Source organism: Bradyrhizobium algeriense, assembly GCF_036924595.1.
In the GTDB taxonomy this organism is placed as follows: domain Bacteria; phylum Pseudomonadota; class Alphaproteobacteria; order Rhizobiales; family Xanthobacteraceae; genus Bradyrhizobium; species Bradyrhizobium algeriense.
This window is the reverse complement of sequence record NZ_JAZHRV010000001.1, coordinates 2,020,536-2,046,963: the sequence shown is the minus strand read 5'-3', so window position 1 is coordinate 2,046,963 and position 26,428 is coordinate 2,020,536. Positions and strand designations below refer to the sequence as shown.

General features: G+C 61.0%; 25 protein-coding genes and 1 tRNA gene. 12 read left to right on the top strand and 14 right to left on the bottom strand.

Annotation, left to right across the window (positions count from 1 at the left end; all coding sequences use genetic code 11):
* Positions 1-2 precede the first annotated feature (2 nt).
* Positions 3-1,280, bottom strand: coding sequence for a hypothetical protein (locus V1286_RS09865; RefSeq protein WP_334479248.1), 1,278 nt, complete (start codon positions 1,278-1,280; stop codon positions 3-5).
* 340 nt (positions 1,281-1,620) lie between these two features.
* Here V1286_RS09865 and V1286_RS09860 point away from each other — a divergent pair, with 340 nt between their 5' ends.
* Positions 1,621-2,658: a hypothetical protein gene (locus V1286_RS09860; RefSeq protein ID WP_334479247.1), complete on the top strand. Its 1,038-nt coding sequence runs from the start codon at positions 1,621-1,623 to the stop codon at positions 2,656-2,658.
* A gap of 195 nt (positions 2,659-2,853) precedes the next feature.
* Positions 2,854-3,621 carry a hypothetical protein gene (locus tag V1286_RS09855; RefSeq protein ID WP_334479246.1) on the top strand — a complete coding sequence of 256 codons (768 nt, stop codon included), beginning with the start codon at positions 2,854-2,856 and terminating at the stop codon, positions 3,619-3,621.
* 106 nt (positions 3,622-3,727) lie between these two features.
* On the opposite strand, the gene V1286_RS09850 is transcribed toward V1286_RS09855, so the two are convergent.
* Both V1286_RS09850 and V1286_RS09845 read right to left on the bottom strand, forming a co-directional pair.
* A complete protein-coding gene (locus tag V1286_RS09850; RefSeq protein WP_334479244.1) occupies positions 3,728-5,338 on the bottom strand; it encodes an ABC transporter substrate-binding protein in 1,611 nt (536 codons plus the stop codon).
* Between the two features lie 62 nt (positions 5,339-5,400).
* Positions 5,401-5,787: a tetratricopeptide repeat protein gene (locus V1286_RS09845; protein ID WP_334479242.1), complete on the bottom strand. Its 387-nt coding sequence runs from the start codon at positions 5,785-5,787 to the stop codon at positions 5,401-5,403.
* Between the two features lie 231 nt (positions 5,788-6,018).
* On the opposite strand from V1286_RS09845, the gene V1286_RS09840 reads away from it, so the two are divergent.
* Positions 6,019-6,774, top strand: a complete 756-nt coding sequence (locus V1286_RS09840; protein ID WP_334479240.1) for a proteasome-type protease — start codon at positions 6,019-6,021, stop codon at positions 6,772-6,774.
* A 13-nt stretch (positions 6,775-6,787) separates the two neighbouring features.
* Positions 6,788-7,552, top strand: coding sequence for an SDR family oxidoreductase (locus V1286_RS09835; protein WP_334479238.1), 765 nt, complete (start codon positions 6,788-6,790; stop codon positions 7,550-7,552).
* Between the two features lie 129 nt (positions 7,553-7,681).
* On the opposite strand, the gene V1286_RS09830 is transcribed toward V1286_RS09835, so the two are convergent.
* On the bottom strand, positions 7,682-8,908 hold the full coding sequence (locus tag V1286_RS09830) for an MFS transporter (protein WP_334479237.1): 1,227 nt from the start codon (positions 8,906-8,908) through the stop codon (positions 7,682-7,684).
* Between the two features lie 113 nt (positions 8,909-9,021).
* Here V1286_RS09830 and V1286_RS09825 point away from each other — a divergent pair, with 113 nt between their 5' ends.
* Positions 9,022-10,272, top strand: a complete 1,251-nt coding sequence (locus tag V1286_RS09825; protein WP_334479236.1) for a NupC/NupG family nucleoside CNT transporter — start codon at positions 9,022-9,024, stop codon at positions 10,270-10,272.
* Between the two features lie 134 nt (positions 10,273-10,406).
* On the opposite strand, the gene V1286_RS09820 is transcribed toward V1286_RS09825, so the two are convergent.
* Positions 10,407-10,955 carry a cupin domain-containing protein gene (locus V1286_RS09820; protein ID WP_108516650.1) on the bottom strand — a complete coding sequence of 183 codons (549 nt, stop codon included), beginning with the start codon at positions 10,953-10,955 and terminating at the stop codon, positions 10,407-10,409.
* A gap of 145 nt (positions 10,956-11,100) precedes the next feature.
* Complete coding sequence (locus V1286_RS09815; protein WP_334479234.1) at positions 11,101-11,388, bottom strand: usg protein; 288 nt, start codon at positions 11,386-11,388, stop codon at positions 11,101-11,103.
* Positions 11,389-11,769: 381 nt separating this feature from the next.
* On the opposite strand from V1286_RS09815, the gene V1286_RS09810 reads away from it, so the two are divergent.
* From V1286_RS09810 to V1286_RS09790, 5 genes are all read left to right on the top strand, one after another.
* Entirely contained in the window at positions 11,770-12,084 is a 315-nt protein-coding gene (locus V1286_RS09810; protein WP_108516645.1) for a co-chaperone GroES, read from the top strand.
* A gap of 91 nt (positions 12,085-12,175) precedes the next feature.
* Positions 12,176-13,819, top strand: coding sequence for a chaperonin GroEL (groL, locus tag V1286_RS09805; RefSeq protein WP_334479232.1), 1,644 nt, complete (start codon positions 12,176-12,178; stop codon positions 13,817-13,819).
* A 387-nt stretch (positions 13,820-14,206) separates the two neighbouring features.
* The gene (locus V1286_RS09800) at positions 14,207-14,668 is read left to right on the top strand and encodes a phasin family protein (RefSeq protein ID WP_334479231.1); all 462 of its coding nucleotides are present in this window, start codon (positions 14,207-14,209) and stop codon (positions 14,666-14,668) included.
* Between the two features lie 219 nt (positions 14,669-14,887).
* The gene (locus V1286_RS09795) at positions 14,888-15,100 is read left to right on the top strand and encodes a hypothetical protein (protein ID WP_108516927.1); all 213 of its coding nucleotides are present in this window, start codon (positions 14,888-14,890) and stop codon (positions 15,098-15,100) included.
* A gap of 41 nt (positions 15,101-15,141) precedes the next feature.
* Positions 15,142-15,339: a hypothetical protein gene (locus V1286_RS09790; protein WP_334479229.1), complete on the top strand. Its 198-nt coding sequence runs from the start codon at positions 15,142-15,144 to the stop codon at positions 15,337-15,339.
* A gap of 94 nt (positions 15,340-15,433) precedes the next feature.
* Here V1286_RS09790 and V1286_RS09785 read toward each other — a convergent pair whose 3' ends face one another.
* The 8 genes from V1286_RS09785 to V1286_RS09750 all read right to left on the bottom strand — a co-directional run bounded on the left by V1286_RS09785 (position 15,434) and on the right by V1286_RS09750 (position 23,605).
* The gene (locus V1286_RS09785) at positions 15,434-16,195 is read right to left on the bottom strand and encodes a Crp/Fnr family transcriptional regulator (protein WP_334479228.1); all 762 of its coding nucleotides are present in this window, start codon (positions 16,193-16,195) and stop codon (positions 15,434-15,436) included.
* A gap of 572 nt (positions 16,196-16,767) precedes the next feature.
* A complete protein-coding gene (locus V1286_RS09780) occupies positions 16,768-17,919 on the bottom strand; it encodes a slipin family protein (protein WP_334479227.1) in 1,152 nt (383 codons plus the stop codon).
* 408 nt (positions 17,920-18,327) lie between these two features.
* Positions 18,328-18,399, bottom strand: a tRNA-OTHER gene (locus tag V1286_RS09775).
* Positions 18,400-18,620: 221 nt separating this feature from the next.
* Positions 18,621-19,382, bottom strand: coding sequence for a signal peptidase I (gene lepB, locus V1286_RS09770; RefSeq protein ID WP_334489604.1), 762 nt, complete (start codon positions 19,380-19,382; stop codon positions 18,621-18,623).
* 317 nt (positions 19,383-19,699) lie between these two features.
* Entirely contained in the window at positions 19,700-20,887 is a 1,188-nt protein-coding gene (locus V1286_RS09765) for a tlde1 domain-containing protein (RefSeq protein ID WP_334479226.1), read from the bottom strand.
* Positions 20,888-21,109, bottom strand: a complete 222-nt coding sequence (locus V1286_RS09760) for a hypothetical protein (protein WP_334479225.1) — start codon at positions 21,107-21,109, stop codon at positions 20,888-20,890.
* 48 nt (positions 21,110-21,157) lie between these two features.
* Positions 21,158-22,498 (bottom strand): RtcB family protein, encoded by a 1,341-nt coding sequence (locus V1286_RS09755; protein ID WP_334479223.1) that lies wholly within the window; start codon positions 22,496-22,498, stop codon positions 21,158-21,160.
* Between the two features lie 411 nt (positions 22,499-22,909).
* Positions 22,910-23,605 (bottom strand): DUF899 family protein, encoded by a 696-nt coding sequence (locus tag V1286_RS09750; protein ID WP_334479221.1) that lies wholly within the window; start codon positions 23,603-23,605, stop codon positions 22,910-22,912.
* 391 nt (positions 23,606-23,996) lie between these two features.
* Here V1286_RS09750 and V1286_RS09745 point away from each other — a divergent pair, with 391 nt between their 5' ends.
* Positions 23,997-24,518, top strand: coding sequence for a FecR domain-containing protein (locus tag V1286_RS09745; protein WP_334479219.1), 522 nt, complete (start codon positions 23,997-23,999; stop codon positions 24,516-24,518).
* A gap of 11 nt (positions 24,519-24,529) precedes the next feature.
* Positions 24,530-26,425, top strand: coding sequence for a CHASE2 domain-containing protein (locus V1286_RS09740; RefSeq protein ID WP_334479217.1), 1,896 nt, complete (start codon positions 24,530-24,532; stop codon positions 26,423-26,425).
* Positions 26,426-26,428: the final 3 nt, after the last annotated feature.

Genomic DNA, 26,428 nt, shown 5'->3' with positions numbered 1-26,428 from the left:
CGTTATGCAGATTCGGCGGCGGCGACCTTTTCAGCTGCTGCCTGCTCGTTTTTAGTTTCGAGCGCGCCGATCAACTCAACAAGCCAAGCCCTGAAATCGGCCGCCCAGATTCCATTGTGACCATCGATGACCGCCTTCGTCGTCCGGGCCACCACGAATGGATTTTGCGCCTGCACAACTCGCCGAACGCTGCCATTCGCGAGCCGCGTCAGACGTAGACCGGCGGCACAAAACTCCTCCGTCATCGCCAGATTGTTGGTTGACACGTTTCCTTTCTTTGTCGGAGACAAATCGTGGGTAAAAAACGGCTGGTAATTCCCGAGAGTTGTTAGCTCGCGCTCCGACCTAGAAAGTCCGAGCCATTGACCAATCGGAAATGCCATTTTGGTTGCCCAATCATTGTCAGTCGATACCGTAATTAACAACGGGGGTTGCGTTCTCTTAAAATGCTCGTCGTAGCGCGTGATGTCATCAATTGCGGTATACCTGGATGCTTCGAATGCGGGGTTAAGAAGTATGACTGCGTCTGCTGATCCTTCCACAATCCTATATTCGCCGGTGGGAAAGCCCGGATGCGCACGCTCGCACTCATAAACCAGTGATTGAGCTGTCGCCGAGAATAGAACACGCGATCCAAAGCTATGACCGATGGCGATAAACTGGTCGAGCCGATTTGGTTCGCCCTTCGTCACGGCCCCGATAGCACCGACGATCTTGGTCACGATCGAACTCTGCGCGATACGGTCGGCATTGTTCTTCTTCACCCAGAATGAGATATTCTCAAGAAAACCCGGCAATCTAGCCGTAGCGTTCCATCCGACATAAACGCCAACAACGTATTTCTGGTTCTCGTGCCGCTTTCGTAGATCATTGATCAAACGCGTGAAATTCTGGAGATCAGTGTCCTTCGGATCAGCATCGTGCTTCCATCCATGAACATACAAAATGGTGATTCTCGGCAGCTTCCGTGCGCTGGGCTTAACCGCAACACCGAACGCCTCACTTGGCCGCTCTCTATCCCAATTGAGTTCATAAAGAACATCGGTGAGTTCGCACCGATCGACGAACTCTCCCGAATTCGTAAGCCGAATGATCTTGATGGCATCGTCCGGCCGAGGCTTGTTCCGCGGATCATTTTTTGGATCGGTAATGTGTTTTATGCACTTGTTCTGATTTTCTCCCGGCGGAAGATCATTTCGATTCAACCAGAGCGGCCCAAGCAAGATGCTTATCAAAACTACCAAGCCCACGAGGAGCACTATCGCAAGACCGAAAGACATCCGCGCCTCGCATAAGTTCGATGATCGGAAACGCAGGACCTGCCAGCCGCCAAGGCCAGATCCAAACCCGGAGAAAACGACAGCCTATCCGACCTTTCACGGGAGGCAAGCGTAGACGGACAGCCGCTCGATCATGTGCTGAAGAAGCTCAACGCCATTTTTATCTTTTCAACCAGCAATTGAAGCTATAGTATTGAAGTTTGTCTAAATGTCATCGATTTTAAATTCGCGCAGGGTACGCGGCACGGGGTAGAGCTTGGAATTGGAATCCTGCTCGTCGTCCGAGCACCAAATATTCTTTCAGCAGATTTGATGTACAAGCCAGTATTGGAGGTCCGCGATGTTTGATTTGAGCGTCTTACTCAGGATAGTTCGACTGAATCTATTGCTTCTGTTCGCGGCGATTAGCGTTGCAGCCGCGGGACCAAGAGTATCCATAAAGGGCGACGAAGATCTTGGCTTTGTCTACGCTGGGCAACACGGCTACGCAAAGCAACAGCCGCTCCTTTATGCGGCAAGCGGCGCGCAGCGAGTCTTCAGTTACGCTATAGTATCCCATGTTGGAGGCGTCATTCTGCAAGGGATTGCTGAGCCGGAGACTGCGGTCGCCAAATTGGCCGTTTCATACGATCGTGCGGCCGGCGATGGACAGAGGTTCAAAGTCATACTCGGCACCGAGACGGGCGACATTCGAGCGCCCGACTGGCAGATAATTCCACTCATCAAATTCGTCGACTCCAAGCAGACTGCTGCCGTTTCTTTGTTAGGAGAGCCCAAGAACGAAGCAGAAAAGCGCGAGGTAAACGATTCAATGTTCGTTGAAATCCATCCCGCTTTCCGCGACACGGTACTTGGAAACAATTTCGTATTTACTGACGCGATGTTAGTGGGCAGCAATCCAAACCAGCTGAGAGCGGTTACCGAGCGTTTTTCGGAACCAATAAGCGGATACTCCGACCTGGCTCCCTTCGAGGAGGCGAGGAGCGCCGCGGCCGCGAGACGCTTGCAACTAGCACTTCAGAATGGAGGATGGAATTCATATATATTTACCGATGTGGATGTACGATTCACTTTTGGCATACGCGATAAGAAACTGGAGATAAGTGGGGAGCCTTACTATGCATTCGTCCAAGCTGACGAGCTGAAGGAGACGAGCAAAGTAAACGCAGAACTTACAAACACTTTTCGAAACGACCCGGTATTTCAAGACTTGAACCCAAAGATATATGCGTTGAACCGAAGCACATTTCGGATCACAGCTTTCCTGCGAAGTGTGAGGGCAAGCAATGCAGAAGGATGGAAAGCTCTTGTGAAGGAGGTTTCCGGAAAAACTCCCGAGCCGACGATGGAAACTCCGCGCGCTTGGATTCCCGATTAAATGTCAGGCGAAAGCTTTTTCCACTCTTTTCCGCGATCGAGAGTCCTTAGAAGCCAAGACACTTGCCTCAAGATCCTGCGATCGTCGCTCCAATGCGGGCTCCTGCTGGTCCCTGAAATTGTAGCATATCCAGCTGAGTTGCGTGAGGAAGACGACGATCGCGACAAACTCGTAAATGTACAGCGAAGGCTGAGCTTGACGATGCTGCCAACGCATCAACTGGCAAATCACTCAAGCCATTTCGGCCCCGTTTCTCTCGAATTCTCGGCGCTGTCAGCACGAAAACTCGGCGCAGTGCCTCTAATATATCTGCCGCAAGCCGCCTCAGACCAGTCGCAGGCGACACTTGATAAGGTGGGATACTTCTTTGTGTACCGAATCGCCGAGCTTCAACAACTTTGTGAACGCGTTTTCGGCCTGCAGCAGTCCATCACACAACATGCAGGCTCCGATCTGATAACTTTCAAAGAGGCCGAGAGCGGGCAATCATTGAGAATCAACAACAGGCAACTTCAAGCATTACTCAAGATCATTATTGGACAAAATGACCTAAGAGAATTCGTCGGGGTTCTAACGGCACTTTCGTCGCTATTTTACCCCACAGACGCGTTCCGTCACTCCGTGGATTTGACAGAAGATCCGCTGTATTACTATTTTCAGCGCGAATGGCGTCTACTCTCAGGCCTTACGGTTGACGGCGACAGAATTGATGGGCCCCTCACATCCGATGAAAGAAAGATGGTCCTTGATAGCAATCCTGATTTCTTTGGTAAGAACATTACGTTGCGCCATAGACAACTCCAGAGGATCGACGCCTGTACGATTATTAGAACTGTTGAAGGCCGACCGGTAAGAGAACTTGTCTCGTCCGTTTCCGTTCCCACGGAATGGGAAGATAAAACAAGGAATCTCCTAAATGAGTTCGACATGGGTTCGCTCTTGCGAACAATTGACAATGGATAAAGGCCCGCATCGACACGCCTCGCTCCCCAATTTCAGTTTGTTGCGGCTTACCTGAAGTAGATTTGATAGGTACACTTTCCTTCCGACGCTTAGCTGTTTGCCACAACTACTTATCCAGCCACACCTCCTCGAACCGCAGATTATTGTACTGGCTGTTGTCGTGCGGCCGGAAATTCTTCACGTAAGGCTGCCAGCAATTGCCGGCCGAACTGTGCAGGATGATCGGCCGCGCGGCGTCCTCGACCAGCAGCCGCTCGACATCCCAGACCATCTTTCTGCGCTTTTCGCGGTCGAGCTCGCTCGATTGCGCAGCCAGCAGCCGGTCGACCTCGGCATTGCAATACTGGGTGTAGTTGCGCTCCGACTTGCAGGAATAGTTTTCGACGATGTTGCCGTCGGGATCGTCGACGCTGACGCCGGTCAAGTTCAATCCGATCGTGTAATCCTTCTTCGCCAGCCGCGCGTACCACCGCGGCGTATCGAGAATGTCGAGTTCGCTCGTGATGTAGATCTTCTTGAGCTGGTCGGTCAGGATCACGGCGGGATCGCGATAGGTCGGCAGGTTCCGGGTCTGGATCTTGATCTGCAGCGGTTTCGCATCGCTGTAGCCGAGCTTCCGCATGATCGCCTGCGCCTCGGCGATGTTCTTCTCGGTCTCCGGGCCATACCCCGTCAGCGATGAAACCATTTCCGGCGGCATGCCCCACTCGCCTTCGGGCTTCGCCAGCATCGCCCCGCCCATCCGGGCCAACCCCTCCATCAGGATGGTGTTGAAGGGCTTGCGGTCCAGCGCCAGCGACATCGCTTTCCTTATATCCGGATTGTCGAACGGCGGGTTGACGCGATTGACCATCAGATTGATCTGCACTCCCGTCGCCGTCATCTCACAGATCGCATGCGGAGCGCGCGCCTTCATGTCCGTCATCAGGGGAACGCTGACGTCGGAGGGAAAGGTGATGTCGTATTCGCCGGTAGCGAACGCCAGCATGCGCGTGGCGCGGCTGTCGATCATCCGGAACGTGATCTCGTCAAGATACGGACGATCCTTCTTCCAGTAATCGGGATTGCGCACTAGGCGAACCGACTCGCCGCGCTTGAATTCGACGAATTTGAACGGCCCCGTGCCGACAGGCTTGGTGCGCATCACCTGCTGCGGCACATGGCAGGGATAGACCGGCGAAAACGCGCTCGCGAGCAACACCGGCAGGCTCGGCTGCGGCTCGCTCAGTTCAAAGGTCGCCTCGTAATCGCCGTTGACGCTGACGTCCTGCAGCTTCGTGTACCAGACTTTTCGCGGATTGCGCTTGAAGTCCTGGGTCTCGGTCTTGCCGATCAGCATCCGCCAGGTGCACTGCACGTCCTTGGCCGTGAGCGGCTGGCCGTCGTGCCATTTCACCCCCTGCCGAAGCTTGAAGGTCAACTTTGTATTGGTGGAATCCCACGACCAGCTTTCGGCGAGATCGGGAATGACGGTATCGATGCTTTCGTGGACTTTTGCGGGATCGAACACGACGAGATTGTTGAAGATCGCGGCAAACGGCGTCACCGAGGCAATCGTCGCTTCCTCGTGCAGCGACGTCGAAGGCGGATTGTCGTTGTGATAGAGGCGGAGCGTGCCGCCTTTTTTCTGCGCGGCAGCGGGGAACGTGGCGACCATTGCAACGCAAAGGAGCGCGATGGACGCGGCTGGTTTGAATGACGACCGCATGGCGCGCATGGTGGCCTCCCAATCTTTTTGTTCTTGTCGAGCAGCCAGACTGCCGGAGGCCGCCAGCTTAATCAATACTCGCAGTATCGGTAGTTCGAAGCCTCGCAGGCCAGCGCCATCTGCCGGGCCTGCGACATTTCGGCGGGCGTCATTTTCCTGGAGACGTCACGGAGACCAGCCTTCGCCTTGGCATCTCCGCGCTTGGCGGCGACACTGAACCACATGAAGGCGCGGGTCGAGCTGGACGTCACGCCCTCGCCCCTGCGGTACATCGTTCCAATTTGGGTTTGCGCCTTCGGATTGCCCGCTTCCGCCAGCGGACGGAACAGGCGGATCGCCGGCACATAGTCGCCGCGGTTATAGGCCACCATGCCGTCTTCCCAGGGGCCTGCCACCGCAGTGGCGCTGCCCAGGAACAACGCGGCCACGATCGTGCCGATCAGAGCGGACTTCTGCATGCCCTTCCCCCACCCTAACTGCGGTTTTACCCGCCCGGCGCATGCCGCGCCACGGGAATTGGGGTTGGATGCCCCATCGAAATTGGCTACTAGAGCCTCGTCGGTTCTGATTGCATCAGAACCGGGCTCTAGTGTCTTGTTTGACGCGTTTTCTTCATGCGAACCGGTGCCCACTTCGCTCGAAAACGCTATGGTTTGGGCCGAAAAATCAGTCGCGTTCGAGGACTTGGAATGACCTATTGTTGCGGAATTCTGGTGCGGGACGGTCTCGTGATGATCGCGGATACCCGCACCAATGCCGGCCTCGACAACGTCTCGACCTTTCGCAAACTGCATATTTTCTCCAAACCCGGCGAGCGCATCATGGCGATCGCCAGCGCCGGCAATCTGGCGATCAGCCAGTCGGTGCTGTCGACATTGACCGAGGGCATCGAGGACCCCGACACCGGTGAGGTCGAGACGCTGATGAACGCGCCGACCATGTTCCAGGCGGCGCAGCGCATCGGGCGGGCGATCCGCCTGGTCCATGCCACCGAAGGCCCGGCGCTGCGATCCGAAGACGTCAGCTTCGACGTCTCCTTCCTGTTCGGCGGACAGATCAAGGGCTCGCGGATGCGGCTGTTCATGGTCTACACCGCCGGCAATTTCATCGAATGCACCACCGATACGCCCTATTTGCAGATCGGCGAGCACAAATACGGCAAGCCGGTGCTGGACCGCGCGATGCACTATGACGTCGAACTGTATGAGGCGCTGAAGACCGGCCTGATCTCGATGGATTCGACCATGCGGTCCAATCTCGGCGTCGGCCTGCCGATCGACGTGCTGGTGGTGCGCACGGATGCCTGCGTGGCCGATCTCAACCACCGCATCGAGGCGGGCGAGCCCTATTTCCACGATCTGCGCTCGCGCTGGTCGGCGGCCCTGCGCGCGGCGCACCAGAATATTCCGAGACCACCCTACAAATCCGAAACAGAAAAAAACTGAAGGCGAGGAAACAATGGCCGACGCAACAAACAAGATCGCAATCGTCACCGGTGCCGGCACTGGCGTCGGGCGCGCCGCATCGCTGGCGCTGATGAATGCCGGCTTCACCGTGGTGCTCGCCGGACGCCGCATGGAGATGCTGGAAGAAACCAAAAAGCTCGGCGACAATGTCGGCAAGAGCCTGTGCGTGTCGGCCGACATGACCAACCCCGGCTCGATCGCAGCGCTGTTCGCCAAGGTGATGGACACCTATGGCCGGCTCGACGTTCTCTTCAACAATGCCGGCATGGGCGCGCCGCCCGTGAACTTCGAAGACCTCACGCTCGAACAGTGGCAGGCCGTGGTGAACACCAACCTCACCGGGCCGTTTCTGTGCACGCAGCACGCCTTCCGGATCATGAAGGACCAGAACCCGCGCGGTGGTCGCATCATCAACAACGGCTCGATCTCGGCGCACGCGCCGCGGCCGTTCTCTGCCGCCTATACCTCAACCAAGCACGCGATTACCGGCCTGACCAAGGCTTCCAATCTCGACGGCCGCATGTACGATATCGCGGTCGGCCAGGTCGACATCGGCAACGCGGCGACGCCGATGACGGATCGCATGGTCGCCGGCCCCGGCGTGATGCAGCCCGATGGCACGATGAAACACGAGCCGCGCATGGACGCGAAGGCCGTCGGCGATGCGGTCGCCTACATGGCCGGCCTCCCGCTCGACGCCAACGTGCTGTTCATGACGGTGATGGCGACCAAGATGCCGTTCGTCGGACGGGGGTAGTTAGCGCCTCACGTAGTCCGGATGGAGCGAAGCAATCCGGGATGGCCGATTTCCTTGCCGACACCTCCCCGGATTGCGCTTCGCTCCATCCTGGCTACGCCGGCTTGCTTCGCTCGCAATGCCGGCCCCCTACTCCAGCCGCTCCACCTTCCGCAGTGAGGGGAACAGCTTCATCCACAGCAGCGCGATCGCGATCGTGCCGACGCCGCCGAGTACGGCGGCCGGCACCGTGCCGAACAACGCCGCCGTGACGCCGCTCTCGAACTGGCCGAGCTGGTTGGAGGCATTGATGAACAGGAAATTGACCGCGCCGACCCGGCCGCGCATCTCGTCGGGCGTCGAAAGCTGCACCAGCGAAAAACGTATCACCACGCTGATCGTATCGGCCGCGCCCAGCATCGCCAGCGCCAGCACCGACAGCCACATCCACTGCGAGAGGGCGAATATCACCGTCGCCGCGCCAAACACGATCACGGCCTGAAACATCCGCAATCCGATATGTCGGTTGATAACGTAGCGCGCCAGCACGATCGTCATCAGCAGCGCCCCGACCGCGGGCGCGGCGCGCAGGATGCCCAGCCCGAGCGGGCCGGCCTGCAGGATGTCACGCGCATAGATCGGCAGCAGCGCCGTGACGCCGCCGAGCAGCACGGCGAACAGGTCGAGCGAGATGGTGCCGAGAATGGCCGGGTTGTTGCGGATGAAGCGGACGCCGGCAAAGATGTCACCCGCAACCGCATCCTCCGCTTTCGAAGGCTCCTGCTTCGCGATGTGGATGAAGCCGGTCAGGACCGCGCCCACCAGCCAGAATACGACAATGACGAAATACGGCAGGCTCGGCGCGAACACATAGGCCAAACCGCCGAGCGCAGGTCCCGTGATGGTCGCGACCTGGGCGGCGCCGGAGGAGATCGCGGTCGCGCGCTGCAGCGAGCCCTTTGGCGTTATCAGCGGTAGCAGCGCGGCCGTGGCGGGGCTTTCGAAGGCGCCGGCGATGCCGATCACGAAGGTGGCGATGAATATCTGCGTCACGGTGAGCCAGCCGGCAAAGGTGCTGACGGCCAGAAACAGCGCCGTCGCCGCTTCCGCGAGCTGGCAAAGCTGCACCACGCGCTTGCGCTCAAACCGGTCGGCGGCGTGGCCGGCCACGAACACCAGCAGCGCCGTGGGCAGGAATTGCACCAGCCCGACCATGCCGAGATCGAAGGCGCTGCCGGTGATGTCGTAGATCTGCCAGCCGATCGCGACCGCCGCGATCTGGCTGGAAAAGCGCGACAGGCTGCGCGACAGCAGGAAGAACAGGAACGGGGCGTGCCTGAGCAGATCGCGGGCGCCTACCGGCATCGTCGAGGACATGGGCAAGAGCGGTGGCCGAGCGCGGTGCCGATGTCAACGGGCGGGCCCGCAACACGGCATTGCGCGGCCGCGCAGCGCTGGCATAATCGTTGCCCGGGGTTGGCGGGGGATTCATGCTGCAACTGCAATCGGCGTTTGGCGTGCTGGCGTTGCTGGCGATCGCATGGGCGCTTGGCGAGAACCGCCGCGCGGTTTCGTTACGGCAAATCGTGGTTGGCCTTGCCGTCACCATCGTCACGGCGCTGGTGCTGCTCAAGCTGCCGCCGGTGGCAAAGGCGTTCGGCGCCATCAACGACGCCGTCAACACAATCGCGGCGGCGACGCGCGCCGGCACGTCCTTCGTGTTCGGCTATCTCGGTGGCGGCGCACTTCCGTTCGAGCTCAAGGCGCCGGGCGCGGATTTCATTTTGGCATTTCAGGCGCTGCCGATTGTGCTGGTCATGAGCGTTCTGACGACACTCTTGTTCTACTGGCGCATCCTGCCGCCGATCGTGCGCGGCATGGCGTGGCTCCTGGAGCGCACGCTCGGCGTCGGCGGCGCGGTGGGACTGTCGGCCGCAGCCAATATCTTCCTCGGCATGGTTGAGGCGCCGCTGTTCATCCGCCCCTATCTGGCGCAGCTCACGCGCAGCGAATTGTTCCTGGTCATGACCGGCGGCATGGCCGGCATCGCCGGCACCGTGCTGGTGCTCTACGCCACCTTCCTCGCACCACTGATCCCGGATGCGGCGGCGCATTTTGTCATTGCCTCCGTATTGGGCGCGCCAGCGGCGATCCTGGTCAGCCTGATCATGGTGCCGGAGACTTCGGACAAGCGCACCGGCGGATCTTTGGAAGATCCCGATATGCACGCGTCCTCGACCATGGACGCCATCGCCAAGGGTACCGCGGCCGGGCTCGAATTGCTGCTCAACATCATCGCGATGCTCTTGGTGCTGGTTGCGCTGGTCTATCTCGTCAACGCGATCCTCGGGCTGTTGCCCGAGATCGGCAGCGCCAAAATTTCGCTGCAGCGCCTGCTCGGCTACCTGATGGCGCCGGTGTGCTGGCTGATGGGCCTGCCCTGGCCGCAGGCGATCACGGCCGGCAGCCTGATGGGCACCAAGACCGTGCTCAACGAATTGATCGCCTATGTCGACCTGTCAAAACTCGGCACGGATGCGCTCGATCCGCGCTCGCGCCTGATCATGCTCTATGCGATGTGCGGTTTTGCTAACTTCGCCAGCCTCGGCATCATGATCGGCGGCCTCGGCACCATGGCGCCTGAACGGCGCGAGGAGATCAATGCGCTGGGATTGAAGTCGATTGTGTCAGGCACGCTGACGACGTGTTTGATGGGGGCGGTGGTGGGGGTGATGACGTAACGCTCTCTCCGTCGTTCCGGGGCGACGCGTCAGCGTCGAACTCCGATGTGCAATTGCACATCGGAGAACCTCGAGATTCTCAGGTGCGCAATTGCGCACCATAGTTCGCTTCGCGCCCGGAATGACGGCAAGAATTACGACGCCAATTCCACCGTCTTGAACTCCGCCGGCAAAATCACTTCCAGCAGTTCAACGTCGTCGGAATAATCCATGATCAGATGCTTGATGCGCGGCGGCTGGGTCCAGGCGCTGCCTTCCTTCATCAGCGTCTCGCCCTGGCCTTCCATGTAGGTCTTCACCCAGCCCTTGAGCACGTAGACCATCTGGAATTCGACGTCGTGGTAGTGCAGCTTTGAAACTTCCGCCGGATTGCACGGACCGATCAGCCGGATCACATGCGCCTGCGCCAGGCCATGGGTCGCGTCGGCAATGCCGAGGTCGCGGTAATGCGCGTAAGCGCGCAGGCCGTCGGCCTTGAAATCCTCCTCGCGGTGATGGCTAATGGCGATGCGCTGCTTCGGCCGCGCCTTGGACTTGACCGCTTTGGGCTTCGCGGCGGACACGCCCCTCGCCTTCTTGATGGTCTTGCGGGCTGAGGATTTGGCTGCCGTCTTGTGACCCGACCATTTCTTCTTTACGGCGGGCTGGGCCGCGGCGCGCGACGCGACTTTCTTCTTGGCCATGGGTGCCTCCCTTTTTGTTTGTGGCGGGAGGCTAACACAAAATTTTTTTGTAGGATGGGCAAAGCGCAAGCGTGCCCACCATCGCGAGCGGAGTGTTAGATGGTGGGCACGGCGCAAGCGCCTTTGCCCACCCTACGGCATCTCATCAATGCAGCCTGAACACGCCGTCGACCGCGCGCAGCTCGGCCGGCTTGATCAGCCTGGAATGCGCGACCGTCACCGAAAACAGCGGGCCATCAAGCTTTTCCTGCCAGAAGGCGAGGAAATCCTTCAGCGCTGGGAATTTCGGAAACAGATCGTAATTCTGCCAGACATAGGTCTGCAGCAATGCGGGATGATCCGGCATCCGATACAGGATTTGCGCCGTCGTCAGCCCGTAACCCAGCACCTGCTTCCGAAAATCGTCGGAAGCAACTCCAACCCGCGAGACCATGCCAAACCTCCATTGCTGGAAGCGCATTTCACGTGGTGGCCACACACCGAGCCACCCCGGCGGAGATGCGCTCACATGAGAGAAATGTGACGCACGCGACCCTCCCATCACAAGCCTAAATGTTTAATGAATTGTTGAAAATTCACGCGTTAGCAGCAGCTTACCGCACATGCTAATACAGGGTCCCGGGTCCGGCCGACCCGGTTAATCATGATTAATGAAATTGGCAGGTGTCATATTTGAGTGCCAATTTTTCTGCTAGAAGCCCTTGTCCCCCGAACAAGTCTGGCCTAAATCAGCCGCAGCCGAGTTGGCACTCGCTGGCTCGGACTGCCAAAATTCCAGAATCTGATAACATCTTCAGAAACTTAGGAGGACTGCATGAAATTCCGTCCGCTTCACGACCGCGTCGTGGTCAAGCGCATCGACGCCGAAGAGAAGACCGCTGGCGGCATTATCATTCCGGACAGTGCCAAGGAAAAGCCCTCGCAGGGCGAAATCGTCGCCGTGGGCCCGGGTGGCCGCGACGAAGCCGGCAAGCTGATCCCGATCGACCTCAAGGTCGGCGACCGCGTGTTGTTCGGCAAATGGTCGGGCACCGAGGTCAAGATCGACGGTGAAGATCTCCTGATCATGAAGGAGTCCGACGTCATGGGCGTGCTCGACGTCCCCGCCACCAAGAAGAAGGCTGCCTAAGCGCTTCGCCTGCAACGCTCACCCTGAGGAGCGCCCGCAAGGCGCCTCCCCGACAGGGTGAGAAACAAAGATCAACTCAGGGAAACCAAATATGTCAGCTAAAGAAGTCAAATTCGGCGTCGATGCCCGCGACCGCATGCTGCGCGGCGTGGACATTCTCGCCAACGCCGTCAAGGTGACGCTCGGCCCCAAGGGCCGCAACGTCGTGCTCGACAAGTCGTTCGGCGCTCCCCGCATCACCAAGGACGGCGTCACCGTCGCCAAGGAGATCGAGCTCGACGACAAGTTCGAGAACATGGGCGCGCAGATGGTGCGCGAAGTCGCCTCCAAGTCGGCCGACGCGGCCGGCGACGGCACCACCACCGCGACCGTTCTGGCGGCTGCGATCGTCCGTGAAGGCGCCAAGTCGGTTGCCGCCGGCATGAACCCGATGGACCTGAAGCGCGGTATCGATCTCGCGGTGGAAGCCGTGGTCGCCGACCTCGTCAAGAACTCCAAGAAGGTCACCTCGAACGAGGAAATCGCCCAGGTCGGCACCATCTCCGCCAACGGCGACGCCGAAATCGGCAAGTTCCTTGCCGACGCCATGAAGAAGGTCGGCAACGAAGGCGTCATCACGGTTGAGGAAGCCAAGTCGCTCGAGACCGAACTCGACGTCGTCGAGGGCATGCAGTTCGACCGCGGCTACATCTCGCCCTACTTCGTCACCAACGCCGACAAGATGCGCGTTGAAATGGACGATGCCTACATCCTGATCAACGAGAAGAAGCTCTCCTCGCTGAACGAGCTGCTGCCGCTGCTCGAAGCCGTGGTGCAGACCGGCAAGCCGCTGGTCATCGTCGCGGAAGACGTCGAAGGCGAGGCCTTGGCCACGCTTGTCGTGAACCGTCTGCGTGGTGGCCTCAAGGTCGCGGCCGTCAAGGCTCCGGGCTTCGGCGATCGCCGCAAGGCCATGCTGCAGGACATCGCCGTTCTGACCGGTGGTCAGGCGATCTCGGAAGATCTCGGCATCAAGCTCGAGAACGTCACCCTGCAGATGCTCGGCCGCGCCAAGAAGGTGATGATCGACAAGGAAAACACCACCATCGTCAACGGTGCCGGCAAGAAGGCCGACATCGAAGCGCGCGTCCAGCAGATCAAGGCGCAGATCGAGGAAACCACCTCGGACTACGACCGCGAGAAGCTGCAGGAGCGTCTGGCCAAGCTCGCGGGCGGCGTCGCGGTGATCCGCGTCGGCGGCGCGACCGAAGTCGAGGTGAAGGAGCGCAAGGATCGCGTGGATGACGCGATGCATGCGACCCGTGCGGCGGTTGAAGAAGGCATCGTGCCGGGCGGCGGCGTCGCCCTGCTCCGCGCCTCCGAGCAGCTCAAGCGCATCAGGACCGCCAACGACGACCAGAAGACCGGTGTCGAGATCGTGCGCAAGGCGCTCTCCGCGCCCGCCCGCCAGATCGCGATCAACGCCGGTGAAGACGGTTCCGTCATCGTCGGCAAGATCCTCGAGAAGGAGCAGTACAATTACGGCTTCGACTCGCAGACCGGCGAGTACGGCAACCTGGTCTCCAAGGGCATCATCGACCCGACCAAGGTGGTTCGTGCGGCGATCCAGAACGCGGCCTCCGTCGCGGCTCTCCTGATCACCACCGAAGCCATGATCGCCGAACTGCCGAAGAAGAACCAGGGCGCCGGCGCCGGCATGCCTCCGGGCGGCGGCATGGGCGGCATGGACTTCTAAGTCCAGCCACTCAGGCGACCCAGGAAATGCAAAACCCCGGCAGCGATGCCGGGGTTTTTGTTTGGACGGACGACGGAAATGCCCGCCGCGACGAACGCCGGCGTTCCCCTTGCAACGCTACGCTGAAGAAAAAGCTTCCTGCTCCCTGAGATATCCCTCTTATGCACAGGGCTCCGTGGATATACGATCGTATGCGTTGACAATCTCAAAAAAAATTTTTGCGAGAGTCGCAATTCGAACCGACGCTCCGCTTCTCTTGACGCAAAGTCGTATCGGGTCGGGGCTAAATCAAAGCTCATCCAAAATCTGATCGAACACGGAGCGTGAGCTCTCGTGACGCAAGCGAGCGTTGCGGAGAATGCTTTCGCTTGAGAGGAGTAATGCTGCGTGAGTGAAAGCGAAATGAAAGTAACAGCCAACGGAACCAATGTCTTCGGGATGCCGCTACCGGACTTCTCGAAATTCGCCTTGCCCGGCATCGGCGGCAACGAGCAGGCCCTCGCCCGCACCCGGGAAGGCTTCGAGAAGATCAAGGCCGCGTCGGAGGAGATGACGGAAGCGCTGCGCGAGACCTATTCGGGCAACGCCAGAAGCGCGACCGACTATGGGCTGAAGGTGCTTGAAATCTCAAACGCCAATGCCGCCTCGGCGCTCGATTTCTTGATCCATCTCTGTGGCAGCAAGTCAGCGACCGAGGTCTTCACCTTGTCGGCGGCGCAAACGCGCAAGGCGTTCGACACCGCTTCCGACCAGAACAGGGAATTGTGGGCGCTTGCCCAGAAGCTTGCGACCGAAACGGGTGAGCCGATCAGGAAGCACTTCACCAAGGTTATCCACCAAGCAGGCTAAAAAAGCCCGCTCAGTTCACGTCTAGGAATTTGTTCTGAGGAGGGATCCGGCCGGTTGGAACAAGCCAAGCAGCGAGCATGCAGCCCCCACTGGCCGACGCTCGCGCTGAACAAGGTGCGCGATGCCCCCCAAGTAACCCGCACCGACAACAGGCGCATTCCAACCGGCCGGTGCTTTCTTTCGAAATACACACACAAACCAATCGCAAGGGAGGGCGACATGGGTATGGTCATGGTCAAATGTCCGCAAACCGGACTGGCGATTCCCACCGGCATCAAGACTGATCGCGAAAGCTTTGGGCGCAGCGCGGTGTTTTTCTCGCGCACGCGTTGCGTGATCTGCCACACCGATCACGCGTGGTTTGCACGCGAAGCCTGGGTCGACGAGCCGAGCATCCGGGTGCGGCGTCGCAGGGCGGCCTCCCCGGCCTAATCGTCGACACAGATTGAACGACGATCGCGATGGAGGACACCATGGCGCGGATGCAAATCTCATCTGAAACTTCAACCTGGCTGCTGCAGGCCAAGGCCTTTCTCGACGAAGCGCGACGGCGGAAGCCGGGCCCTGAACGCAACGAGCTGCGCGAGACGGCAAAGGTACTGCGCGAGCTTGCGAAACTCGAGGCGGCGTCCGAGCAAGCCCTCGAACGTGATTGGCGGCAGAGAACCTGACCGAGCGCAGGATCCGCTCGTTGATGGGCTTTTCCCGGAACGCCGCAGCAGCACGTCGCGACGTGGAAAGTTCAAGCGGTCGCGCGAAACGCGCTTACCTGACACCGCCCGATTTGATTTCGGGGGTGCGCCCGGCTTCGAGCAGACCTCTCGCGCGGGATTGGTCCGAATTCGCTAAGAGAATCTCCTCAACTTCGAGGCGCATGACCCGATGGCATTCGCACGCGGCCGCCGCGAGCCGCGCCCGGTCGATCTCGATCAGACCTCGTCGATCGGACCTGATCGCTCCGCGCGCGCGCAGATTACGCATCAGGAGCGTCACCGTCGTGCGTCGCACACCGAGCATTTGCGACAGCGCGTGCTGGGTGAGCGGGAGCGCATCATGGTCGACGCGGTCGCGCAACTGAAGCAGCCAGCGGGCCATGCGGGCTTCGACCGGGTGCAGCGCGTTGCAGGCCAAGCCGAGCTGGAACTGCATCAACATCGCCTTGACGTGATTCTGAACCATGCGTCGGATCGCGGGACTGCGGTTAAAGAGGCCAAGGAATCGCGATGCAGGGATTCGAGACGCGGTGCCGGCCGCGCGAACGACGGCTGTCGTGGCCGAAGGTGATGGCCCGAGCACCGAAAGAATGCCGACGGCTCCCTCACGCCCGATTGCCGCGGTGGCAACCGTGTGTCCGTCCGCCATGTCGATCATCAAGGTGATCGCGCCGCTGTGGGGAAAGACGACGTAATCGATGTCGTCACCCGCCCGCGAAAGGACCGCGTCCTGATCGAGCGCGATCATTTCAAGTTCAGGTTCCAGCAAATCGAAGTCCGGTGCAGGCAATGCTGCAAGAAGGCGATTGCCCATTCCGCCGCGAGGCTTCACTGCGGAGAACCCGCTGTGACGTGTCTGCGGCGTTCTCCATTGGGAGTGTCGCGAAACGGCCGATTCAACATTGATTAAATTTGCTCTCTCTAAGCGTACTCACACAAACACGCTCTCACCCTAACAACAAACTCCAAACGCTCGGCCGCGAGGCGGACCTTCTGCTCGCAGGGCCTTAGGAAGTTAGATGCAAATGGGCCGACGAACGCAACCGCAAAATACGCATGGGTAACACCGTAAGCTTACGGGACCGTGCGGTTCCAATTCCGGCGCATGGCATGCCGACAGGCGTTTGCGGCCTTTGCTTCTCAATGGCGGCCGTAGCCACGACGAGAGCCGCGTCGCGCGTTGCGGTAATACAGCCACTAGTGTCACGCTATTGCACTACCGTCTCGATCCGCTCGTAACGAATAGCAGGCGGCGTGCCATTGCCGCCGGCATCGAGCGAAAAGAAAATCATGCCCACGCGACCGACGACATTCTCCAGTGGAATGTATCCTACCGCCGATCGGCGGGCATGAAAATGAAGGGCCGCCCGTGGGCGACCCTTCCTGTCACGCATTCTCCGCGGGCTTGAAGCGGACCAGCTTTGTGAGCAGCGCGTCGAAGCCCTGCCCGTCACCCGCATGAAGGTCGATCCGGCCGACCTTCTCCACCAGCCGCTCCAGCGACTCCAGCTCCTTGAGCCGGAGCAGCAGAGGGTTCTCCTCCATCAGCTTGGCGGTGTTCAGGAGCGAGCGCGTCGCCGCGGTCTCTTCCTGCCGGCGGATCAGGTTCGCCTTTGCGACCCGCTCCGCCTCCACCACCTTGTTGACGAGCTCGCGGATCTCGCCAGGAAGGATCACGTCCTTCACGCCGAGTTCGGAGACCTCGACACCGCTATCGGCGATGCGCTCGCGCACGTAGTCGCGCAGCTCCGCATCCAGCGCAGCCTTCGCCGAGAGCACCTCGTCGAGCGTGCGGCCGGCAACCGCCTCACGGATCGCGAACTGCACCAGCCGGTACAGCCACGCATCCACGTCGGGCACAGCCGCGACCACGCGCTCGGGGTCGACGATCCGGCGGAATGCTGTCAGGGTCACCCGCAGTGCGATGCGATCCCTGGTCAGCATTTCCTGCGCGGTGATCTCGACCGCCTGGGGACGCAGATCGAGGCGCTTCACCTCGATCTTGCGGCCGGCGATCCAGAAGGCGTGCCGACCGGGCGCGAGCCGCTCCACCAGCCGGCCCTCGACGTAGAGCAGACCGGCCTCGTGGTTCTCGACCACCGCTTCCGTCACGATGGTAGGACGGTTGCGCTCGATCATCGCCAGGTGACGCGCGGTCACGCGGGGATCGCTGGCCACATCGATGCGCTCGACATCGACCGAGGTTGCGACCTTCCAGTAGACGCGCGCCTGCCAGGCCGTCATCAGGTGCACGGGACGACCGTCAAGGCTGACGATGGCGATCTCGTTCGCCTTGGTCTCGACAGCCTCGAACAGCTCGGCGGCCAGATCAGGCCGCGCGGCCTTCAGCACCGCGTAACGCTCCGCGGGGAATTCCGCGCGAACGACGCTGAAGATCTCCGCCGTCAACTGACGCCGCAGATCGAACAGCCGGTGACGACCGGGTTCGAGCACGCCCTCGAGCCTGCCGTTACGCGTCAGCAACGCGCGCTCGCCATCCTTCACCGTCAGCGTCTTCATCAGCAAATGCCAGGTCATGGCACGCCTCCATGGTTTGCCGTCCGGCCCTCGCGGGGTCGGAAAGCGGGTTTCGTTTTGCAAAGGACGTGAGGACGCGGACGACGCTTCCTGAAAGCTCGGCGGGCCGGGTTTGAGCTTGCGCAGATAGCGGGCGCACGCGCTCAATCGCTCGACGTGCGTCGAGCGGTCAAACGTTGCCACCCGGCATCAACGCAAGCGGTATCCACCGCGGCGCAAAGCCGGTCTCACAGTGTCTAGGTTCGGACGAAAAACCTTGCGGCAATACGGCCGGACTGCGACTGAAGCGCGCGTCCGGTCCCCTTCAATGGGAATCAGCGTATTAGGCTGAACCGGAGCGGAGCGGGATTCGAACCCGCGACCCGATGATTATGATTCATCTGCTCTACCCAACTGAGCTATCCTTTGTGGTGCCATAGACCGGAATCGAACCGGCGACCTTCGGGTCACCCCGACGCTCTACCGCTGAGCTACTATCGCGTCTTCACCTGGCGGAACACGAAACCGGAAACCGGCCCGCGCCAGTCGGGATCACAACGAGCCCGAACCCATGGCCAAAGCGAAGGAGCGGGTCAATAAACGAAACATCTTTCAGTTGCAAGAGCGTTTTCAAAAATTCCGCACCCGTTGTGACTTCTCCGTCACAATGCGATCAGTCGATGCCGCGGCCATAGTAAGCCGTCGCCGCGCGAAGATCGCGATCAATGCACAAGCATGCCTATGCGTTCGGTCCGCACGATCGAAGGGGCTCCGCCGGCACGGGGCGCCCGTGAAAAATAGATGAGACCTGCGCGGCCGACGATATTCTCCAGCGGTATATAGCCGACCGCCGAAAGCACCCGGCTGTCGGTAGAATTGTCGCGGTTATCGCCCAGCACGAAGATGTGGCCATCCGGGACCTTGTAAACATTCGTGTTGTCGTAGAAGCCGTTGTCGACGCAATCGAGCGTCTCATAGCTCACGCCGTTCATCAGTGTTTCGCGCCAGCGCTTGGTTCGGTTGCCATCACCTATCCCGCACGGCTCGTCGACGGCGATATCGGACAACCTCTGCCGCACGACTGGTACGCCGTTGATGAAGAGCAGTCCTTGCCGCATTTGAATAGTGTCGCCGGGCAATCCCACGACGCGCTTGATGTAATCGACCGAGTCGTCTTTTGGAATCCGAAACACAACGACGTCGCCGCGTTCCGGCACCGAGCCGAATATGCGTCCTGGAAACAGACGCGGTGAAAACGGCAGGGAATAGCGGCTGTAGCCGTAGGCATATTTCGAGACGAACAAATTATCGCCTACCAGCAACGTCGGCATCATCGAGCTAGCCGGAATATAGAACGGATGGAACAGGAACGTGCGGAGGACGATCGGCGAGAATAGCGGGATCGCCAAAATAACGGCTACGACAATAAGAGCGATCTTGCCCCATCGCAGTGGGGATCGGCCTGTGTCCCGAACCAATGTCATATTTGCCCAGCCCTGATCGCTCGCGACCAAAATAGCCGAGATGACGTCAAGTGCAACCATACATTGCTTCCAGGCCGCCGCCGTCGAAACAGTTTCGTCGCCCGGATGAGCGACATCCGGGACGCTCTAACACTGCCACCGTCATTGCGAGCGAAGCGAAGCAATCCATTGCCACCTCGTGCGCGGAAAGATGGATTGCTTCGCTTCGCTCGCAATGACGTGGGTGAGCCGCGGCGTGCGGGATCGTCCGGCCAGGCCGGACAAAAACCTCGGCGAGCTGCTTGAAATTCGAATCTGGTTTGAGGCGGCGGCGCCGCCTACTGGATCTTCGCCAGCACCGCGAGGCGGCGGATGCCCTTGTTCTTGTAGGCGTCGAGGAACGCGTAGTAGTCCTTGAACGAGACGCAGCCGTTGGACTGGCCGCTCGGCCCGAGCATGTAGGTGTGCGCGAGCAACCCGTCGCGGCCGTGGATTTTTTCCTCGCCGCCGATCGGCGTCAGCCGCAGCGCCGGCACGCCGTGAAACAGCGCCTCGCGCGGCTTCAGTTCGTAAATGTGCGGCGGCGTCACGCCCTGCATCCGCACATGCGAATAGCGCACGTCATCCATCTTGGAGCCGAGCCCCGAATGCGCTTCAAGCCTGGTGCCGTCGGGCAGATACACTGTCTTGGCGGCGATATCGTAGACCGCGGTCTGGCGGTCATAGGGCGGCGCGCCGCCCATCATCGGATTCTGGCTTCGTGTATCGATGATACTGCCGGTCACGCTGGCGTCGGCGGATGCATAGGCCAGGAACCCTCCAACTGCCGGCTGCTTGCCCCACAGCTTTTCGACCATGGTCTGTTTGTCGTTGGAAGCAATCGACATCACGGCCGCCTTGGCGCGCTGCGCCATGTCGCGAACGGTGGAGCCGGATGCCTTCGCGGTCTTATCCTCCGCAGCCTTGGCTTCGGAAGTCTTGGCTTCGGTCTCTTTCGGCGCCGTGGCCGGAACGTTCAAGGCGAGCTTGGTAGCCGGCGTGGAAACTTTCGGCTTCGGCGTCTCCGCAGGCTTCGACGCCTGAACGGCCTTCGGCGCTTCGGCCGGCGGCGAAGCTTCCGCCAGCCTGGTCGTTTCGACGGGTTGGGGATCGACAGCTCTGGATGGCTGGCCTTGCGCAGCCGCTGCGGCGAACCGTTCGGTGAACATCAGCGAAGACGCGACGTTCTCCGGCGCGGGGATCACCAGCGATTGTTGCGGCAGCGACGCGAATATTTCGTTGAAAGCCGGTCGCACCGGAGGGGCAGCGACCACGGTCGGGTTCTTGACGGCGGGCGCCTCGAAGGCGGCGCTGTTCACGGATGGATAGACGCTGGCGCCGAACACGTTGGTGTAAACGGTCCAGGCGCAGCCCAGCACCAGGCCCGCGACCGCGACACTGCCGAGGAAATATTGGGGAATGCCTTTACGGGAAGGTTTCCTGCGGTTGTGCACCGCAGGGCCGAACGCACGCATACGCTTACTCATTCACACAACGCCCAGAACAACAATTCCACCAAGTCCCCCATTTGATGCCGCGTCCGGATAGGTCCCCGACAGCATCTCGCAGAGGCACAGAGCGTCATTAAGGCGACTTTTAGTTAAATCCGGATTAAACCCGGGCGGATCTAAGGCATGGCTCAACTGCATGGAACTATTAGAGAAATTATCCCCGTAGCGATGCAGGGATTCCGCCACAATCAGGGACATCCGGCGTTTCTGCCCACCGGATGTCCCATATCGGGCCAAGTTAAGGCATTAGTCCTTGAACGGGTCGAACTCGTTCTCGCCCGCCATGGCGACTGCGAACGGGCGCAGCGTGTGCTGCACCTTGATCGAGCGAGCGTGTTCGGCCAGCACCTCCGGCAGCCGGCGATAGGCCATCGGGCTTTCATCGAGGTCAGCGCCTACCAGCGTTACGCCACGTGATTGCAGCCAGGCGTCCATCTCGGCCCGCGTGAACCGCCGCTTGGCCTCCTTGCGGCCAAACAGTCGGCCCGCGCCGTGCACCGTCGAGTAGAGCGAAGCCTTCGCCTCCTCGCTGTCGACGCCCTCGACGATGACCGCATCGTCGCCCATCGATCCGCCGATGAAGCCACGCTGGCCGGGAAATGCCGGGGTTGCACCCTTGCGAACCACCCACAAATCCTTGCCGCCATGGTTCTCCCGCCACGCATAATTGTGGTGGTTGTGAACCATGTCGGTGACCTCGCCGCCGATGATCCTGCGCACGCGCTCGATCACCCATTCGCGGCCGGCATAGGAGTAGCGCCCGGCGAGTTGCATCGCCGCGATGTAGCGCCGCCCGATCTCGCTGTCCTCGTCGATCACAGCGGGCGGCACGTTCATGCCGTCCTCGCCGCCCGCGGCCTTGAGGTAGCGGGTCGCGCTGGTGTGGCCGAGGCCGCGGCTGCCGAAGTGCACGCCGATCCAGACAAAGCCCGCCTCGTCGCGCAACAGGTCGACATAGTGGTTACCCGATCCGACGGTGCCGAGTTGGGTGACCGCCTTCTGCCGGTAGGCGCCCATGTCGGACTCACGCCACGCATCGGCGTCGTCGAACAGTTCATGTTCGACACGCTCGTCATTGGTGCGTCCGACGCCGAACGAAATCACGTTGTGCACGTCCTTGATGATCGTGCCGACGTTGCCTTCGATCTGGCTGAACGGCGTGTCGAGGCGCACGGCCATGTTGCCGCAGCCGATGTCGAAGCCGACACCGGAGATGCTGATCTGCTTCTCATAGGCGATCACGCCGCCGACCGGCTGCGCATAGCCGAGATGGCCGTCAGCGCAGATCACACCGGCTACGGCGTTGCCGACCGACATGCAATTGCGCATCTGCGCGATGGTTGCCTCGTCATGCTTGCCGAAGACCTTGAGCGGGCTGTTCTGGTATTGCGCCGCCTGCGGCTTGAGCGCGATATCGGCGGCCACGGCCTCGGCGTCGCGCGCAAGCTTCTCCTTGCGCGCGGCGTCACGAAACAGGCACCACGTCGGCATCGGGCGCTGGCCGGGCCGGTCGATCTTCGCATCGGGGTCGAGCCCGGCCTCAACGGCCAAGGCCCGGGCGCGCTCCTGGTAGGGATCGGATCGCATTTGATCCTCCTTCACTGCAATATACCTCGTTCCGAAGGCCCTTCGGGACTCCGGTAGAATCCCATGTCAGTCGCGACACGGGCCGGTTCGGTTTGCAGGCAGGGAGTCAGGGGGTGCATTTAGCCGCGAGGGGCATCGTGCGGATCATTTCTCTCTGCCTGGACGGCAGAGGGATGACCCGCTGCCGCTACGCTGCTAGTTCGCTTGGCGAAATCGGTGCATTCGCTGGATACACACCAACCGCACACGCCAAAGCGCGACCACGCCGGACGACCGGCTGGCCTGCATAACGTGAAGCATTGGTATCTATACGAAGCATCGTCTTTCCAAGAGATCGGCGAGAAGCGCGCGATCAGATACAGCAATTCCAGGATTTGTAAATAGGGCCGGCAACGTCCACTTGTGCCGGCGCTAGTAACTCAGGCGCGGATACCAATCCTTGCCGCGCCCTTCGGGCGTGGTGTCGAGGATGGTCCACAGCGGATCGATGTCGGGCGCGCCGCGCGGGTCCTGTCCGGGGTCGGCCGTCGACGGTCCCATTTCGCCGGACCAGAAATGGCGGATGCTGCCGTCGCGGCGTGTGAACACGTTGTAGCCGGGTGCGTCCGCATCGGCTGCGCTGACATAGTCGCGCGTGTAATCGCCCGATGCATCCGAGTAGATCCGGTGCCGCGTCCAGCCGCGCGCCTTCTTGGCCTCGATCAGCCGCGCGATCGGCGAGCGCGCCACGAATACAAATGCCACGCGCTGCTCGACATCGGGCAGCTTTGCTTCCCAGGTGCTCATGAAGGACGTGCACATCGGACACGGCAGCTCGCGCTGCGGTCCGAACATATAGCTGTAGATCACGAGCGTCTGCTTGTTGCCGAACAGATCCGACAAGGTTGCCTTGCCGCCCTCGCCTTCGAATTCATAGTTCTTCGTCACTGCGCCGCCCGGCGGCAGCGCGCGGCGCAATTCGGCGACGCGCTCGATGTGACGGCGCAGCTCGATCTCCTCCGCCAGCAATTGCGCGCGGGCGCGGCGATACTCGACGCTCTCGTTGGGAAAGTGCACGCCGTTGCTGCGTGCGAGTTCTGTTGCGGGTTTCAGGGCGGAACCGGACATGGCAAAATCTCCGTTTGGTTGACCTGTTACAAGACGTTTCGGGCCCCTCCGGTCCGACACGTCAGCGAAAAAGGTGCACCCTCGAAATCTCCCTTTTGGCGCTCACGCGACAAGCTGCATACAGGCCTTGCGTTCCCGCGGGGGGCGTGGGGTGGCCGCAACCGGAACGGGTCCATTCAACTCCTTCTAATTTCTGCCATTTCAGCACTGTAAACCGCCGTTTACGACGCCTTTTGGGGTCGCGTTGCACGATCGCAGTTTTTGCCGAACCTTATGGCTCGCCGGCAGACACATTATCTGCGCACCTCTTTCGCTTTGCACGCGGAGGCGCCATCATGATACGGTACCGTATCAATCCAATTTTCTCCCGTGCCCGGAAGGGGAAGCTGCCATGAGAATGCTGGCACGCGCCGGATGGATCGCTTTTTCAAGCTTGCTGCTGCTCGCCGGTGACGCGGCAGCCCAGCCGGCGAAATTCGGCTGCAATGCCCAACAGACGGCGCAAGCGACGCAGACACTCCAGTGCCCGACGGCGATCACGATCGTGGCCGAAAGCGGCGCGAAGTTCGAGCTCAGGGATCGCAATCGCGACGGCCATGTCGATTCCGTCGAACTCAGCAACAGGGCCCTGCTGCTCGAAGTGCCGAAGAAGCCGGGCCGCGCCAGGTTCGACGTGGTGACGCCGCAGGCGATTGCGGCGGTGCGCGGCACCAAATGGGCCGTGGACGCCGAAGGTGCAAAGACATCGGTCTTCGTCGTCGACGGCCGCATCAGCGTGGCGCGCCCCGCCGGCCGCGGCAGCGTCGTACTCGGCGCCGGTGACGGCGTCGATGTCGAGCCGTCGGGCGACCTGATCGTCAAGCGCTGGCCGCCTGCGCGCGTTACGGCCCTGATGGCAAGATTGGGACAATAGAAGACACGCAAATGAGCCGTCGACGTCCTCATATTCTGATTGCGTTGCTCTGCACGGGATTGTGGGCAGGCGCGATATGGCTCGGCCATAGCAGCGGCCATCTGCGGTTTCTTGACCGGCTCGAGTCGGCATTGACCGATGTGCGAACGCTTGCGCGCGGCGTAAAGGCGCCGCCGGACCTCGTCACGATCGTCGCGATCGACGACACCATCGTCAAACTCGGCGGCACCTATCCGCTACCGCGCGCAGAGATAGCCAGGATCGTCAAGGCGATCGCGCGGCTGGAGCCGAAGGTCATCGCGATCGATCTTCTCCTGGTCGACAAGGGCCCCGCCGATGGCGATGCGGCGCTCGCAAAATCGCTCGCGGCGAGTCCGAGCGTGCTGGCGGCGGCGGCGGTATTTTCGAACATCCTTCAACCTTCCGCGGAGGACGACGGGCCGCTGGCCCGCTTGCCGAAGGCCGACCGCTTCCTGCTGCCGCTCCCGGCATTGGCCGACCACGCGGAAGTCGGCATCGCCAATGTGACGACGGGCCAGACCGGCACGCCGCTGTCGGTGCCGATGCTGTTCCGGACACATGACAGAATCGAATTGTCGTTTCCGCTGCGTGTCGCGTCGATCGCGATCGGCCAGAAGCTGACGATCGAGCCCGACCGCCTGCTGTTCGGCGACCGGCCGATCGCGACCGCTTCCGATTATGCGCTACCGATATCCTACTACGGCCCGCGTCGCACCATCCGCACCGTCAGCGCCGCAAATCTGATCGAAGGTCAGGTCGACAAGGAGGCCATTCAAGGCCGGATCGTCGTCCTCGGCGCGACCGCAACCGGCGCCGGCGACTTCTTTCCGACGCCGTTCGATTCACTGATGCCGGGGGTGGAAATCATTTCCACCGCGATCACGCATCTGGTCGCGGGCGACGGCGTCGTGCGCGACCGGCCGGTTCGCATCGTCGAGGCCGTCACGACGATCCTGCTCCCGATACTGCTGGTCGGTTTGCTGGCGTGGCGGCGAAACGCAGTTGGTCTGCTCACGGTCAGCGCGGTGATGCTGGCATGGGCGACTGCCAATTCGGTTGCTTTCGCGCACGGCATATGGCTCGACGCCGCGACGACAATGGCCGCGGCAGTGCCGCCGGTCGTGCTGTTCGGTACGTTACAACTATGGTCGGACCGGCGCAGCGCAGAGCATCTCGCCGTCCAAAACAAGCTGCTCGAACAATTCCAGACGCCGGGCCTGCAGGAATGGCTGACGCGCGATCCCGACTTCCTGCTGGCGCCGGTCAGACAGAATGCCGCCGTCGTGTTCGTCGATCTGTCCGGATTTACCTCGCTCAGCGAAACGCTCGATCCGGATGCCACGCGGGGGCTGTTGAAGGAGTTTCACGCCCTGGTCGACAAGGAAGTGACGCGGTACGGCGGCATGATCACGAGCTTCCTCGGCGATGGCGCCATGATCCTGTTCGGCCTGCCGGAGGCGGCTCCGGATGACGCGACGCGCGCGGCGCAATGTTCGATCGCGCTGTGCGTCAAGACCGAACGCTGGATCGGGGCCTTGCCGTCGCCGATCGGGTTGCGCATCGGCTTCAAGATCGGCGCGCATTTCGGACCGATTGTCGCCTCCAGGCTCGGCGGCCGCAACCATCAGCACATCACCGCAACCGGCGACACTGTGAACGTGGCGAGCCGCCTGATGGAAGTGGCGGCCCGCCACGATGTCAGGCTGGCGCTGAGCGATACGCTGCGGGTCGCGGCGGAGCGCACCGGCGCGCGGCTGAAAACCGGCAGCCTCGCCGGCCCCGTCGAGACGCAGATTCGCGGCCGATCAGGCTCGCTCACGGTCTGGCTGTGGCGGAGCGAACAACCCACGGTGGATCAACGCACGCACCCCGACGCCGCGGAGTGACCG

What these genes read in the sequence shown, in the direction of transcription:
- V1286_RS09865 (WP_334479248.1), bottom strand. Translation starts at nt 1,280, where the DNA reads ATGTCTTTCGGTCTTGCGATAGTGCTCCTCGTGGGCTTGGTAGTTTTG.
- V1286_RS09860 (WP_334479247.1), top strand. Translation starts at nt 1,621, where the DNA reads ATGTTTGATTTGAGCGTCTTACTCAGGATAGTTCGACTGAATCTATTG.
- V1286_RS09850 (WP_334479244.1), bottom strand. Translation starts at nt 5,338, where the DNA reads ATGCGCGCCATGCGGTCGTCATTCAAACCAGCCGCGTCCATCGCGCTC.
- V1286_RS09845 (WP_334479242.1), bottom strand. Translation starts at nt 5,787, where the DNA reads ATGCAGAAGTCCGCTCTGATCGGCACGATCGTGGCCGCGTTGTTCCTG.
- V1286_RS09840 (WP_334479240.1), top strand. Translation starts at nt 6,019, where the DNA reads ATGACCTATTGTTGCGGAATTCTGGTGCGGGACGGTCTCGTGATGATC.
- V1286_RS09835 (WP_334479238.1), top strand. Translation starts at nt 6,788, where the DNA reads ATGGCCGACGCAACAAACAAGATCGCAATCGTCACCGGTGCCGGCACT.
- V1286_RS09830 (WP_334479237.1), bottom strand. Translation starts at nt 8,908, where the DNA reads ATGTCCTCGACGATGCCGGTAGGCGCCCGCGATCTGCTCAGGCACGCC.
- V1286_RS09825 (WP_334479236.1), top strand. Translation starts at nt 9,022, where the DNA reads ATGCTGCAACTGCAATCGGCGTTTGGCGTGCTGGCGTTGCTGGCGATC.
- V1286_RS09820 (WP_108516650.1), bottom strand. Translation starts at nt 10,955, where the DNA reads ATGGCCAAGAAGAAAGTCGCGTCGCGCGCCGCGGCCCAGCCCGCCGTA.
- V1286_RS09815 (WP_334479234.1), bottom strand. Translation starts at nt 11,388, where the DNA reads ATGGTCTCGCGGGTTGGAGTTGCTTCCGACGATTTTCGGAAGCAGGTG.
- V1286_RS09810 (WP_108516645.1), top strand. Translation starts at nt 11,770, where the DNA reads ATGAAATTCCGTCCGCTTCACGACCGCGTCGTGGTCAAGCGCATCGAC.
- groL (WP_334479232.1), top strand. Translation starts at nt 12,176, where the DNA reads ATGTCAGCTAAAGAAGTCAAATTCGGCGTCGATGCCCGCGACCGCATG.
- V1286_RS09795 (WP_108516927.1), top strand. Translation starts at nt 14,888, where the DNA reads ATGGGTATGGTCATGGTCAAATGTCCGCAAACCGGACTGGCGATTCCC.
- V1286_RS09790 (WP_334479229.1), top strand. Translation starts at nt 15,142, where the DNA reads ATGGCGCGGATGCAAATCTCATCTGAAACTTCAACCTGGCTGCTGCAG.
- V1286_RS09785 (WP_334479228.1), bottom strand. Translation starts at nt 16,195, where the DNA reads ATGGGCAATCGCCTTCTTGCAGCATTGCCTGCACCGGACTTCGATTTG.
- V1286_RS09780 (WP_334479227.1), bottom strand. Translation starts at nt 17,919, where the DNA reads ATGACCTGGCATTTGCTGATGAAGACGCTGACGGTGAAGGATGGCGAG.
- lepB (WP_334489604.1), bottom strand. Translation starts at nt 19,382, where the DNA reads ATGACATTGGTTCGGGACACAGGCCGATCCCCACTGCGATGGGGCAAG.
- V1286_RS09765 (WP_334479226.1), bottom strand. Translation starts at nt 20,887, where the DNA reads ATGAGTAAGCGTATGCGTGCGTTCGGCCCTGCGGTGCACAACCGCAGG.
- V1286_RS09760 (WP_334479225.1), bottom strand. Translation starts at nt 21,109, where the DNA reads ATGTCCCTGATTGTGGCGGAATCCCTGCATCGCTACGGGGATAATTTC.
- V1286_RS09755 (WP_334479223.1), bottom strand. Translation starts at nt 22,498, where the DNA reads ATGCGATCCGATCCCTACCAGGAGCGCGCCCGGGCCTTGGCCGTTGAG.
- V1286_RS09750 (WP_334479221.1), bottom strand. Translation starts at nt 23,605, where the DNA reads ATGTCCGGTTCCGCCCTGAAACCCGCAACAGAACTCGCACGCAGCAAC.
- V1286_RS09745 (WP_334479219.1), top strand. Translation starts at nt 23,997, where the DNA reads ATGAGAATGCTGGCACGCGCCGGATGGATCGCTTTTTCAAGCTTGCTG.
- V1286_RS09740 (WP_334479217.1), top strand. Translation starts at nt 24,530, where the DNA reads ATGAGCCGTCGACGTCCTCATATTCTGATTGCGTTGCTCTGCACGGGA.